This is a genomic window from uncultured Corynebacterium sp. (assembly GCF_946998835.1).
In the GTDB taxonomy this organism is placed as follows: domain Bacteria; phylum Actinomycetota; class Actinomycetes; order Mycobacteriales; family Mycobacteriaceae; genus Corynebacterium.
The window spans coordinates 36,343-49,752 of sequence record NZ_CAMQAZ010000018.1 but is presented as its reverse complement, the minus strand read 5'-3'; the positions used below and the strand labels follow the sequence as shown (position 1 = coordinate 49,752).

12 protein-coding genes and 1 pseudogene are annotated in these 13,410 nt (G+C 60.0%); 9 read left to right on the top strand and 4 right to left on the bottom strand.

All coding sequences use genetic code 11. From position 1 onward, the window contains the following. Both Q0U90_RS07530 and Q0U90_RS07525 read left to right on the top strand, forming a co-directional pair. Window positions 1–501: pseudogene (locus tag Q0U90_RS07530) on the top strand (acetyl-CoA C-acyltransferase); the annotation flags it as partial. A gap of 148 nt (window positions 502–649) precedes the next feature. Further along, entirely contained in the window at window positions 650–1,513 is an 864-nt protein-coding gene (locus Q0U90_RS07525) for a CoA ester lyase (protein WP_297453128.1), read from the top strand. On the opposite strand, the gene hypD is transcribed toward Q0U90_RS07525, so the two are convergent. Both hypD and Q0U90_RS07515 read right to left on the bottom strand, forming a co-directional pair. After that, window positions 1,514–2,665, bottom strand: a complete 1,152-nt coding sequence (hypD, locus tag Q0U90_RS07520; protein ID WP_297453126.1) for a hydrogenase formation protein HypD — start codon at window positions 2,663–2,665, stop codon at window positions 1,514–1,516. It lies immediately after the preceding gene. 15 nt (window positions 2,666–2,680) lie between these two features. Further along, entirely contained in the window at window positions 2,681–2,950 is a 270-nt protein-coding gene (locus Q0U90_RS07515) for a HypC/HybG/HupF family hydrogenase formation chaperone (protein WP_297453134.1), read from the bottom strand. A 125-nt stretch (window positions 2,951–3,075) separates the two neighbouring features. Here Q0U90_RS07515 and hypE point away from each other — a divergent pair, with 125 nt between their 5' ends. Then, window positions 3,076–4,218, top strand: coding sequence for a hydrogenase expression/formation protein HypE (gene hypE, locus Q0U90_RS07510; RefSeq protein ID WP_297453124.1), 1,143 nt, complete (start codon window positions 3,076–3,078; stop codon window positions 4,216–4,218). Here hypE and hypF read toward each other — a convergent pair. Then, complete coding sequence (gene hypF / locus Q0U90_RS07505; protein WP_297453122.1) at window positions 4,215–6,605, bottom strand: carbamoyltransferase HypF; 2,391 nt, start codon at window positions 6,603–6,605, stop codon at window positions 4,215–4,217. The two genes, hypE and hypF, sit on opposite strands and share 4 nt — an antisense overlap. 102 nt (window positions 6,606–6,707) lie before the next feature. On the opposite strand from hypF, the gene Q0U90_RS07500 reads away from it, so the two are divergent. From Q0U90_RS07500 to Q0U90_RS07475, 6 genes are all read left to right on the top strand, one after another. Next, on the top strand, window positions 6,708–7,025 hold the full coding sequence (locus Q0U90_RS07500; protein ID WP_297453120.1) for a hydrogenase maturation nickel metallochaperone HypA: 318 nt from the start codon (window positions 6,708–6,710) through the stop codon (window positions 7,023–7,025). A gap of 16 nt (window positions 7,026–7,041) precedes the next feature. Beyond that, on the top strand, window positions 7,042–7,866 hold the full coding sequence (gene hypB / locus Q0U90_RS07495) for a hydrogenase nickel incorporation protein HypB (RefSeq protein WP_297453118.1): 825 nt from the start codon (window positions 7,042–7,044) through the stop codon (window positions 7,864–7,866). Window positions 7,867–8,137: 271 nt separating this feature from the next. Further along, on the top strand, window positions 8,138–9,376 hold the full coding sequence (locus Q0U90_RS07490; protein WP_297453117.1) for a hydrogenase small subunit: 1,239 nt from the start codon (window positions 8,138–8,140) through the stop codon (window positions 9,374–9,376). 12 nt (window positions 9,377–9,388) lie between these two features. Beyond that, complete coding sequence (locus Q0U90_RS07485; protein ID WP_297453115.1) at window positions 9,389–11,137, top strand: nickel-dependent hydrogenase large subunit; 1,749 nt, start codon at window positions 9,389–9,391, stop codon at window positions 11,135–11,137. Then, entirely contained in the window at window positions 11,134–12,402 is a 1,269-nt protein-coding gene (cybH, locus tag Q0U90_RS07480) for a Ni/Fe-hydrogenase, b-type cytochrome subunit (protein WP_297453113.1), read from the top strand. The genes Q0U90_RS07485 and cybH overlap by 4 nt, the downstream gene beginning before the upstream one ends. A 55-nt stretch (window positions 12,403–12,457) precedes the next feature. After that, window positions 12,458–13,036 carry a hydrogenase maturation protease gene (locus Q0U90_RS07475; RefSeq protein ID WP_366516644.1) on the top strand — a complete coding sequence of 193 codons (579 nt, stop codon included), beginning with the start codon at window positions 12,458–12,460 and terminating at the stop codon, window positions 13,034–13,036. Here Q0U90_RS07475 and Q0U90_RS07470 read toward each other — a convergent pair. Continuing rightward, window positions 13,033–13,401, bottom strand: a complete 369-nt coding sequence (locus tag Q0U90_RS07470; protein WP_297453109.1) for a hydrogenase maturation nickel metallochaperone HypA — start codon at window positions 13,399–13,401, stop codon at window positions 13,033–13,035. The genes Q0U90_RS07475 and Q0U90_RS07470 overlap by 4 nt on opposite strands. Between the last annotated feature and the right edge of the window lie 9 nt (window positions 13,402–13,410).

Genomic DNA, 13,410 nt, shown 5'->3' with positions numbered 1-13,410 from the left:
CTGGCTAAGCTGCGCCCGGTCTTCCTGAAGGAAAACGGCACCATCACTGCCGGTAACTCCTCGCCAATCTCCGACGGTGCTGCAGCTGTGGTGCTGGCATCGCGTGCTTACGCAGAGAAGCACGGCTTGGACTACCTCGCAGTGGTGGGCAAGGCAGGTCAGACCGCAGGTCCGGATAACTCCCTGCACGCACAGCCATCGGACTCCCTGAAGGAGGCCCTGCGTCGCGCCGAGTGGGACGCGCAGGAGCTCGACTTCATTGAGATTAACGAGGCCTTTGGCGCAGTGGCTGTTAAGTCCCTGCGTGAGCTGGACTACCCGCTGGAGAAGACCAACATTCACGGTGGCGCGATTGCTCTGGGTCACCCGATTGGCTGCTCCGGTGCCCGCCTGACTCTGACCGCTGCGATGGAGCTGAACCGTCGTGGTTCGGGTCGCGCTGGAGTGTCCCTGTGTGGTGGCGGCGGTCAGGGTGACGCGCTGCTGCTCTACCGCGACTAATCGCATAAGTTAAAACTCAGCAAACCCGCGCTGTAGGGCTTTCCCATCTGGTTTAAGCCCACAGCGCGGGTTTGTTGTCTCCCCCGTGTTGTCTCCCGGGGAGCCCCTGCATCAAGGTTCTTCGGGGTTTTCAATTAGGTTAGGAACTATGACAGGCTTTAGCTCCCTCGATGGTGAACAGACCTTCCCTTGGCTTCCCGCTGGCCCGGCGCTACTCTTTGCCCCGGCTGACCGCCCCGAACGCTTCCAGAAAGCCGCCGAACGATCCGACATGGTCATCATTGACTTGGAGGACGGTGCAGCTGTTGATAATCACGAGCAGGCACGTGAAAACATCATCAACAATCCGCTTGACCCGGCGACGACTATCCTTCGCATCACCGGGCCGGGAACTCCGACTTTCGCAGAAGATGTCGCCTTTGCCCGCGCATGTGACTATGACCTCGTCATGGTGCCCAAAATTCGAGACTCGATTCCTGCAGAGCTCGAAGGGCTGAAGATTATCGCGATGATTGAAACCCCACAGGCCCTGATTAATATCCAGCAGATTGCCACGCACCCAGACGTTGTGGGTCTGTTCTGGGGTGCCGAAGACCTCACCGCCGAATTGGGTGGCGTGTCGTCTCGCCAGAGCGTGGATGAAAATCCGCGTCGCCACTACCGCGATCCGCAGCGCCTGGCCCGCGCGCTCGTTCAGGTACATGCGGCTGCGGCGGGTATTGCCGCCATCGATGCCGTTCATACCGACTTCCGCGATGAGCGTGGCCAGTACCTTGAGGCCCTCGATGCGGTGGGCTGTGGTTTCCTAGCTACCGCCTGCATTCACCCGGCGATGGTGCCGCCGGTGCGCAAGGCATACAAGCCGTCGGAAGCAACGCTCGCGCGTGCCCGGAAAATCGTTGATCTCGCAGGCACGCACACTGGCGCCTTTCAGCTCGATGGCGAGATGATTGACGCGCCCGTCGTCAAGCAGGCGGTGGCATCGCTCGCGCGTGCGGGAATTACGGAGTAATTACCGGCGGGATTTCGCCAGGTTCTCGGTGACTTTCCGGTCGATGCGGCCGAAGTTGTAGTACGCCGCGCAGGCGCCCTCGGGGGAGACCATGCAGGTGCCGATAGGAGTCGCCGGGGTGCAGGCGGTGCCGAAGACCGCGCATTGCCACGGCTTGATGTGGCCGGTGAGCACAGATCCGCATTCGCAGGTCACGGGGTCTGGGATACGGCGCCCCGGCACCTGGAAACGGCGCTCGGCGTCGAATGCTGCGTATTCCTCAGAGATGCCGAGGCCGGAGTTTTCAATCCAGCCGAGACCGCGCCACTCGAATGTGTCGCGGAGGGAAAAGACGCGGTCCATAAGTTTCTGCGCGGTGGTGTTGCCGGAGGATCGCACAACGCGCGCGTACTGGTTGTCCACGCGCGACTTGCCGGCGGCAACGTCGCCGCTGACGAATTGATCCAGCAGCATGACGACGGCCTGGAGCACATCCAATGGTTCAAAACCGGTGACCGCCACGGGCAGATTGAACTCGCGCGGCAGGAACTCGAAGGCGTCCGTGCCGGTGGTGGTGGCCACGTGACCGGGGCCGATAAACCCATCGACCTTGGTTTCGCCGCCGTTGACAATGGCGCGCAGCGGTGGCTCAATGAGCACGTGGTTGGAGAAGACGGAGAAGTTTTCCACTCTCTGCCGGCGCGCAGCCTCAATGGTCACGGCAGTCGACGGGGCGGTTGTCTCGAACCCGACGGCGAAGAAAACAACCTGCTTATCGGGGTTGTCGGTGGCAATCTTCAGGGCGTCGAGAGGCGAGTAGACAAAGCGTACATCGGCGCCGCGCGCACGCGCCTGCATCAGCGAGGTCTCGGAACCCGGCACACGCATCATGTCGCCAAAGGTGGTGAAAATGACATCGTCCTGCTGGGCCAGCCAAATGGCGTCGTCTACGCGGCCCATGGGGATGACACAGACGGGGCAGCCGGGGCCGTGAATGAGCTCGATGTTCTCCGGCAGGAGATTCTCCAGCCCGTAGCGGTAAATGGTGTGGGTGTGCCCGCCGCAGACCTCCATCAGTGCGATGGGCTTATCCAACTTGGTGGCCTCGTGCTCAATGCGTGCAAGCAGTTTCTTCGCAGCGGCGGGATCGCGGAATTCGTCAACGTATTTCATAGTGCTTCAAAGCCCTCAGTTGATTTGTGACGATGAGAAGGACTCCAGCTCGTCTTCGTAAGTATCGCCGCCCAGTTGTTTGATCTGCTGGAGCGAGAGTTTGGCCTCTTCCTCGTCGATTTTGCTCATGGCGAAGCCAACATGGACGAGGACCCAATCGCCTTGAGTGAGGTTTTCATCAACGAGCAGATCGGTGGAAATCATGCGTGCGACGCCACCGATTTCGACGGTTGCGCGGGCAGCATCGTGGACTTCTGTGATGACTGCAGGGACACCAAGACACATACGCTTCTCCTCGATTGCAATACTTTTCGAGACTACCATCAAGGGAAGTGCGACTCGTTTACGGAGTACGAGTAACGCGATGAGTATTTGCCCGCCTCGCAGCGGTGAAGTTAGGGAATGTGAGTATGCAGCCGAAGAATCGTCTGAACACCAATGAAGCCAAGGTCAACACCAATATCGGTCGTGTCCGAGCGCGTCCATTCAGGCTTCTCGACGATTACATCACCCTGCAACACGGCTCCGGCGGCAAGGCCTCCGCAGCATTGGTCGAGCAGGTATTTTTTGACGCCTACGGCAACGAGATTCTGGGGCAGGGCGGTGACTCCGGGCTTTTCGGCGCCGATGCCGTCGTCGAAGCTGCGACGGCTTCGGCACATGGTGGAGCGCGGCTGGCAATGTCCACCGACTCCTATGTGGTCAACCCTATTGAGTTCCCGGGCGGCAACATCGGCGATTTGGCCGTCAACGGGACGGTCAACGACCTGGCGGTAGCAGGTGCGAAGCCGCTGGCGCTGACCGCATCATTCATTCTGGAAGAGGGGCTGGAAATCGCGACTCTGCGTCGCATCGTGGCCAGCATGCGTGCCGCAGCTGATGCCGCAGGGGTCAGCATCGTCGCCGGGGATACGAAGGTGGTGCCGAAGGGCGCCGGTGACCAGGTCTACATCACCACGGCCGGTGTAGGCGTGGTGCGCGGCGACTACGCTGGGGCCGCCACGGAAGGTTCGGTCTACGCAAACATCAAGTCCGGCGACCGCATCCTTGTCTCCGGTCCGATCGCCGATCATGGCATGGCGGTTATGCTCGCCCGTGGCGACCTGGCTCTGGCGGCACCTATCGAGTCCGATACCCGCGCCGTCAATGGGCTGGTCGAAGCTCTGCTGGAAGCTGCGCCCGGCACCCGCTGGATGCGCGATGCCACCCGCGGCGGCCTCGGTACCGTCGCCAACGAGCTCGCTCGTGGCACAAATCTCGGCGTCGTGCTTGACGACGAATCCATTGCGGTCCGCGACATGACCCGCGGTGCCTGTGACATGCTCGGCATCGACCCTCTCTACGTCGCCAATGAAGGTACCTTTGTCGCAGTTGTGCCCGCTGAGCAGGCGGATGCGGCCCTTACCGCTCTACACGCAGCCGGAGCTCCCGAGGCATGTGGCATTGGTTCCATCGAGGACGAACCTGCCGCATCCGTGGTGCTGGTGACCGGATTCGGCGGCACCCGCATGGTGGACATGTTGGTCGGTGACCCGTTGCCGCGCATTTGCTAGCTGTTCTTGCCGGCTGCCACCAACAGGCGCCCGGCCACCGCCTGGCCGAGGCTCAAGCCGCCATCGCCCGGCGGCACAACCTGGTGCTGCAACAACGTCAAGCCTGCGGCTGCCACTTCGCGACGCAGCAGTTCCATCAACAGCGCATTATTCGCGCACCCGCCGCTGACGCCGACAATGTCAGTGCCAGCTTCCTCCGCCGCCTGCACCAATCGCTTGCCGACGACCCCCGCGACCCCACAATGAAACATGAAAGCGGCCTGCTCGGTATCCGGCAATGCAAGCGCTTCTCGGATGACATCTTGGAGGTGGTCCGCCGTTGCCGCTGATCGCGGCACATTGAGAGCTTCCGCATGTGACCTCACGTAGCGGTTGGCCGCTGCTTCCAGCTCCATAGCGGCCTGCGCCTCGTAGCTAATGGCCGCACCACCTCGCCAACGAGGAAGCAGCAGAGCTGCAGCGGCATCGAAGATACGGCCGAGAGAAGTAGTCGGCACTGTGCCGATTCCCGTGGACAATTGACTGGTCACTAGGGCTACCTCTTGCTCGTTGGGGAGATCGCGCAGGAGGCGACCGTCGTCAAGCGCCCACGCGTGAGTGAGGCCGAGGGCAAGCCGCCACGGATGAGTCACAGCACGGTCCCCGCCGACCAGCGGGAAAGAGGGGCAGTGCCAGGAGCGTTCCCAGTCTGCGGAACTACGGCTGAGTGTGAGGACCTCGCCGCCCCAGATGGTGCCGTCGGTGCCGTAGCCGGTGCCGTCGAGAGTGGCGACAACTGCACGACCCGCATTGGGGGAGAGGAGGCGGTGTTCGGCAAGCAGGGAGAGCGCGTGTGCGAAGTGGTGCTGAACTGCGAGGATCTCGATGTCGTGCTCGGCGGCAAAGCGCTCGGCGAAGGCGGTGGTGGCATAGCCCGGGTGAAGATCGCAGACGATAAGCTCCGGGATAGCGTCGCGCATGGAAAGGAGCTGGTCAACAGCCCTCTGGTAGGCCTTTTGGCTAGCCCACGAACTCATATCGCCAATGTGGGTGGAGACATGAACGAGGTCACCGTGCGTGAGCGCGAAAGTATTCTTCAGCTCACCACCGGTCGCGAAAACAGTGGTCTGGGGTGTGCTTTGAGTGTCGGTGTGGGCTGCGGCGGGGGAACTTTTGTGTGGGCCAGGGGACGTGATCGGGACTGGAATGGGAGCGAAGCCGCGGGACCTGCGGGATGGGGCGGTGCCGATGAAGACGGAATCCTCAACGGGGATATGGATGTCGCGGTCGTGGAGGATGAAAGCATCGGCGATATGACCGAGCTTCTTCAGCGCGTCGTCGTTGTCGGTACACACGGGTTCGCCGCTGAGGTTGCCGCTGGTGACCACGAGGGGACGGTCGCACAGCAGCAAGTGAATGCCTGAGTACGGAACCATGATGCCGAAGCTGTCGAGGCCGGGTGCGATGAGCTCGGACAGGGGCCCCGCTTGTTGCTTCGGCGCAATCACAATTGGTGCTTCCGGGGAGTCGAGGAAGCGCTTCTTCTGCTCAGTTAACTCAACCAGTTGGGCAGCGGTATCAACATCCGGGGCCATGACCGCCAACGGTTTATCGGGCCGGCGTTTACGCGCGCGCAGTTTCTCGCAGGCGGCATCATTGGTGGCATCACAGACCAGGTGAAAACCACCAATACCTTTGACGGCGAGCACGGCGCCGTCGTCAAGCAGTGCGTGGGCGCGGCCGAAGAGTGCGAAGACCTCTTCGCGAGTGCCAGCGGTGGTGGTGCCGCCTGCATCGTGCCAGCTCAGACGAGGGCCGCAATCGAAGCAACTGATGGGTTGGGCGTGATAGCGGCGGTCGGCGGGGTCGGTGTATTCGCGCTTGCACGGGGTACACATGGGGAATTCCGCCATGGTGGTGCGGGGGCGGTCGTAGGGCAGCTCGGTGATGATGGACAGACGCGGTCCGCAGTTAGTGCAGGAAATGAAGGGGTAGAGGTAGCGCGGGTTGGCAGGATCGAAGAACTCGCGACGGCAATCGGGACACAGTGCGGTGTCGGGAGGTAGCAGCGCGCGACCGGTGTCGTTGTGGCGAGAGGGCACGATGACGAACTCGCGCTCAGTGCCCCGCACTGCGATGGGTTCGGCGGAGTGAGTGATGATGCGAGCAAGTGCGGGCAGTTCAGTGAAAAGCTGATTGTGGAAATCAGTGAGAGCGTTTGGCCTGCCTTCTACCTCGATGAATACGCCCCGCTCATCATTGCCGCAGAAACCGACGAGCCCCGCGCGCCGGGCGATGGTGGCGACAAAAGGTCGGAATCCGACGCCCTGGACAATGCCCTCGATACGCCAGCGAATGCGCTGGATGCTCAAATCCAACCCCATCTCATTCGCGTCTTCCTTTCTCATGCGTTCAACTCTACGTAAGCGCCTCAGCCACAACCCCCAGCCTCGGCCCTAGCCCCAGTTCGCGCTGCTACGTTGGAGGATGTGCACGAAGTAGCGTTGAGCATGCAGTTGGCGAAGGTTGTCACTAGGGCGGCCGAGGGGCGAACTGTACGTACCGTGCACCTCCGGATAGGCGCCCTTCGACAGGTTGTTCCAGAGACCCTGTCATACGCGTGGGATTTTGTCAGTCGTGACACCGGTTTGGGGGACGCGAAGTTGGACATCGACTGGATCCCCGCCGTTGTCGAATGCGCGCAGGGGCATCGCGAACAAGTGGGGCCACTCGACGGCCTGTTATGTCCCACCTGCGGAAAGCCAGGGCGCGTAATCTCTGGGGAAGAGTTCACAATCGTCGACATCGACGTCGACGCGCACAAGTAGGAAAGACGGTTTTATCATGGGACGTTTCCACCGGCACGACGGCGATGACGCACACCACCACCATCACCACGACCATGACCACCATCACGGTCATGATCACGATCACCACCACGACCACGTTCACCTCGCCGACCCGAATGACACCAGCCACGGTGACCACTCGGGTTACGAAACCGGAGTGGAGCGCGTGACCATCCTCGAAGACATCTTCAGCGAAAATGATCACCGCGCCGAGCACAATCGCGAGCTGCTGGCTGAGCATGGCGTTGAGGCCATCAATCTGATGAGCTCCCCGGGTTCGGGCAAGACCGCGCTGCTGGAAAAGACGTTGGCGGCCGCGCAGGGCAAGCTACGCGTCGGCATCATTGAGGGCGACATCGAGACTGCCCTCGACGCCGACCGGCTGGAGGGCTATGGCGCTCAGATTTCGCTGCTCAATACCGGCAACGGTTTCGGTGGCGAGTGTCACCTGGATGCCCCGATGGTCTCCCGCGCGCTGGAAGGGCTGGATTTGTCCACGCTCGATCTGGTCATGATTGAAAATGTGGGCAATCTCGTCTGCCCGGCTGAATTCGAGGTCGGTGAGACTCGCAAGGCAATGGTCTACTCCATTACCGAGGGAGAGGATAAGCCGGTCAAGTATCCGGTGATGTTCCGCTCCGTGCAGGTAGTGGTCATCAACAAGATGGATCTCGCCCCGTACCTCGACTTCGACATGGAGCTCTTCCGCGCCAACCTGGAAAAGGTCAATCCAGGGGTGAAGGTGATTGAGGTCTCAGCGAAGACTGGCGAAGGCATTGACGAATGGCTCCGCTGGGTTAACTCGGCGCTGGTTGGTTAAGGGCGCTGGGGGGCCGTCGTCAAGCGAGGGGAGTTCGGCATGCCTAACGACGACCCCCGATACCCCCCTGCGTCACTCCAACCCAGTAGCGGGGAACAACATTTACGCAACATTTTTTATTGCATATTAAATAGTTATAACTGCACTGCAGCGCCGTTATTCAGGTTCTTATTAGGTCGCTATACTGGTTATGTATGCGGCATTGGGCCTTAGTACTTGAAAACCTTGAACCCAATAACCCTAATAACTAAGCAGAAGGCGCAGCGGAAAAATGATCAGTGGCGCGAATTGGCAAGAAGGGACCCTCGGCGACAACCTCGCACGAGCTGGTGTCTCACGGCGCAGTTTCATGAAGTTTTGTGGCACCATGGCGGCAATCTTCGCCGCCGGAACCCCCAATGTCGGTGAGGCTGCGGCACAGTCGCTGACCCCATCGGCGGAGGAGATTGCAGACAAGCTCTCGGCTGTTAAGAAGCCGAAGGTGGCATGGCTGCAGTTGCAGGAATGCACCGGATGTATGGAATCAGTCTTGCGTTCTGGTGGCACTACGGCGGAAGACGTGGTGCTGAACTTGGTCTCGATGGATTACAACGAGCTGCTCATGGCGCCGTCGGGCCATGCGGCTGAAAAAGCCCTGGACGACATGAATGCCGAAGACCATATTCTGGTGGTCAATGGCTCTATCCCGATGGGCGAACATGGTGCGTACTGCACCATTGGCGGCAAGTCCGCAGAACAGGTGCTGCTGGAGGCGGCTGAGAAGGCCACCGCAATTCTGGCCGTCGGTGCTTGCGCTGTCTGGGGTTCAGTACAGGCAGCAAAGCCGAATCCGACCGACGCTAAGGGCGTCGATGAGATTATCAAGGACAAGCCAGTGATTAACGTCTCTGGCTGCCCGCCAATCGGTGAAGTCATCACGGCAACCCTGACGTACGTGCTCACTTACGGCAAGGCGCCGGAAGTCGACGCTGAAGGGCGGCCAAAGTTTGCCTACGATCAGCGTATTCACGACTCCTGCCCACGCCGTGCACACTACGATGCCGGTCAGTTTGTGAAAACCTTCGACGACGAGGGCGCCCGTAACGGCTGGTGCCTTTACGAGGTCGGCTGTAAGGGGCCATCCACGTTTAGCCCCTGCCCAATCGTGCAGTGGAACTTGAAGTCCGGCTGGCCAATTGGTGCTGGTCACCCATGTATTGGCTGTACTGAGAAGGATTTCTTTGACCAGTTCACCCCGTTCTACGACAAGCTGCCGGGAATTCCGGGCATTGGTGTGGAGTCCAGCGTGAACAAGGTCGGTGTTGGCTTGCTGGCCGCCACCGCCGCAGGTGCCGCTGTTCACGGCGGTCTCACCGTGGTGAAGGAAATGAAGATTAAGCGCTCCAACGGCGAAGAAAAGGTGCTCGCCGCGTTTGGCGGGGTGGAGGGCAAGGAGCCTCCGATGGTCGACCTTCCTCCGAACTCGTCCGATGCGCAGGGCGAAACAGCAACCGATTCGAAGGACAGCTAAGGGCAAAAGGACATGGCTACGGAAAAAGTTGTAATTGACCCGATTACCCGCATTGAGGGGCATCTTCGTATTGAGCTGGAGCGCGAGGGCGACAAGATTAAGACCGCCTGGAGCGAGACCACTCAGTTCCGCGGTATCGAGACCATTGTGAAAAACCGAGATCCTCGCGATGTCTGGGCATTCGTGGGCCGTATCTGTGGTGTGTGCACTGGTACTCACTCAGTGGCATCCATCGCTGCAGTTGAGGATGCTATTGGTTCCACGCCGCCGCCGCAGGCACGTCGTATTCGTGACCTGGTGATTGGCTCGCAGGAGATTCACGATCACGTCGTGCACTTCTACCACCTGCATGGCTTGGACTGGATTGATGTCACGAAGGCACTTGAGGCGGACCCGAAGAAGACCGTTGAGTTCGCACAGTCGATTGGCTCGACGTGGAAGGGCAATAACGAAGAGACGTTCGCACGAGTCAAAGAGACTGTTCAGGGCATCGTCGATTCCGGTCAGCTGTCCATCTTCACCGGCGGTTATTGGGGTCACGAGGACTACCGCCTGCCACCTGAAGCCAACTTGATGGCAGTGTCGCACTATCTCGACGCGTTGGCGTTCCAGCGCTCTATCATCCGTATCAACACCGTGTTCGGCGGTAAGAACCCGCACCCGAACTTCCTCGTTGGCGGTATGGCATGCTCCATCGACCCAGATCGCTCAGAGACGGTCAACCAGGTTGGCATTGATCAGATTAAGTCCTGGATTGACGAGATTGTGGAGTTCGTCAATGACTGCTTCTACCCAGATGCAGTAGCCATCATGAGCGTCTACAAGGACTACTTCGACATTGGCCGCTCCTCTGACACTTTCCTGGCCGTGGGTATGGCTGGAGCCACCTATTCCGGCGACCCGGCTAAGTCCCGTGTGAAGACCGTGCATCCAAACATCAAGCCCGGTGTCATTCTCGACGGTGACTACACCAAGCTTCACCCATTCCAGCCGGAAAAAATTGAAGAGTTCATCAACTCTGCCTGGTACACACAGGAAGCCGGCGACGATGTCGGTCTCAAGCCGTACGACGGCGAGACCACCGTCAACTACACCGGCCCGAAGCCTCCGTACGAGTGGCTGTCGGACAATGAAAAGTACACCTGGTCGAAGGCGCCGCGTTACGACGGTCGCGCTGTCCAGGTCGGCCCTGTCGCCCGTGTGCTATTGGCATACCTGCAGAAAGAGCCGGAGACAGTGCGCCTTGTCGACGAGGTTATGAAGAAGCTCGACCTGCGCATTGAGCAGATGAACTCCACTGCCGGGCGCACTTACGCACGTGCTGTGGAATCTGTGACCACCGCTAACTACCTGGCGGATCACATTTTCCCGGAGTTCGTCGAGGCGCTGAAAAACGGTGACATCGATGTCTTCGATAACAGCCGTTGGGAGCCGTCTTCGTGGCCGGAGAAGTGCCAAGGAGTGGGCTTCATCGAGGTCGCCCGCGGCATGCTCAGCCACTGGGTAAAGATTGAAAACGGCAAGGTGACTAACTACCAGGCCGTGGTTCCTACCACGTGGCTGGCCGGTGGCCGTGACCCGAAGGGCCAGCTTGGCCCGTACGAGCACGCACTGGCTGGCGACGGCACGCATCCGCTAGTTGATCCTGAGCAGCCGCTCGAACCGCTTCGCACAATTCATTCCTTCGATCCATGTATGGCCTGCGCAGTCCACGTTTTGGATCCGTCGGGCCAAGAAATGTTTAAGGTGACGACGGCATGACACCCTCAGTGAGTGAAAATCCGGAACTGCAACTTAAAGACTCCAAGGGCAACCCCCTGGTAATCGCGGTCATTGATGCCCACACCAGCCACTGGCTGTCGCCCTCTGAGGTCATTCAGGCCGCAGCAATCGTTCCGGACGATTCTCGCGACCCCGTTGACCTCGCACTCAAAGTCAGCTTGCGTCGCCGCCGTGATGATCTTTTCCATCTCGACGGCCAGCCGATGATGAAACTGGTCCCGGATTCCTATGACCCGGCAACACCGGATCGCCGTTACTCCATCGCTAAGGTGCACGGTCTCAATATCGCCGATCAAACGGTCGATGTCGCAATCATGCGCGGTGAGCTGGATTCGGTGGTAGCGGCATCCACGATGTCCCGCGAGGAAGGCGTTCTGCTTCGTCGTAACGCGAACATGCACCATGGGCGTGGGCACCGCAATATGGGTGTGGCACTCGCCCCCATTGACAAAGACGGAAACATCACCGGAGATTTCATCTTCGAAGGTTTCGTGGCAATGGGGCTTCGGAAACTCGACGAGGCCATTGAAGAGAATAAAAAGGGCTCCGGTTCGTGGGTCGAGGTTCACCTATGGGGATGGGCGCTGCGCGTTCAACACTGGTTGAACCTGGCGCTGATGCTGGTGATGACCTTCACCGGCTGGTACATCATGCAGCCCTATCTGACAGAGCGCACCTACGACGGCTCGGCCGCGGGCTTTGCCATGGGATATGTCCGATTCGCGCACTTCTTAGCCGGGTTCCTCTGGATTGCAGTGGGGTTGTGGCGCTTCATCCTGTTGTTCATCACCCACGACCGACAAACACGATGGCGTGCACTGTGGCCGATTTATAACAAGCAGGATGTCAAAGACCTCTGGCACACGATGCAGTACTACCTATTCCTGCGCAAGGAAGGTCCCTTCTACTTCGCCCACAACCCGCTGCAGCAGCTGGCATACACCGGCATTTACGCGATGTGCTTTATCCAGATGCTCACGGGACTGTCTCTGTACGCGATGATGGATCAGTCCAACTGGTTCTTCCAGCTGCTGGCAATGCCAACGCACTGGATTGGAATCGGCTATTTCCGCCTGATTCACACAATCATCATGTACCTGATTTGGATCTTTGCCATCATTCACGTCTACTTGGTTATCCGCTCCGATGCGGTGCACAACCACGGTGGCCTGTCGTCGATGATTGGCGGCTCGGTCTGGCTACCGCGAGGTACCCAGCCGGTTGACTCTCCGCGCATTGGATAGGGGCGCATTGAGCAGCGACAAGACAACCTACGCGAGCGCCGATGCCGTCACCCCGTTGGTGACGGTGCTCGGCATCGGCAACCCCGTCATGGGCGACGATGGTATCGGTCTGGAACTGCTGCGCCGGCTCGCCCCAGAACTGGAATCCGCAGGGATGGGGAAGGCAACGCAGATTGGCGATTCCGCTCATCTGGTCTGGTCGCCTTCGAGCCTCGATAATCCCGCGAACACCGCTGGGCGCGGAGACGAATGGGCAAGCGCGGTTGCCTACATCGATGGCGGCACCTGCGGCATGGAGCTGCTGCCGATTGTGCAGGAAGCCAAGAATCTTTTGCTGCTCGACGCTCTCGCCGGGCCTGGGGATCCCGGGACCGTCGTCAAGCTCGTTGGTGACCAGATTCCTCGGTTGCTGGCGGCAAAGCTGTCCGCGCACCAGGTCGGTCTGCTGGATTTGCTCACTGCGGCGCGCCTGCTGGGGCAGGAACCCGAGCGCGTCGGGGTGGTGGGAGTGGTCTATGAGTCCGCGGACATGGTGGTAGGGCTCAGCGACACGGCACTTGGCGGCATTGAGGAGGCGACCGACGTCGCGCGCGAACTCATCGACAGCTGGCTTGCCGAGGAACGTGACGCTTAACTCCCAGCTTCCGCATCCCCAGCCTCGACCTCGATGCTGGAGATTTCAAACTCGCGGCCATGCCGTAAATCCGCGGTCGGTGTGCCGCAGACCGGACAGGTTAGAGCGTAGAACTCATCGATTTCATGCTCGGCTGCGCAGGCGGGGCAGTAGACCGTTGAGACAATGAGCGCGGCGTCGAACTCGGCGCCTTCACATTGCGTTGCAGCACTGGCTACGGGCCACGCGGCGATGAGGGAATCGTAGACAACCCCGGAGCGGTCACCGACACGCATCGATACCTTCGTTACCGTGCGTCCCGGGCAGACTTCGGCAATCTTTTCCACCACACTGGTCAACAATCCAAGCTCATGCACAGATACCATTATGGCGAA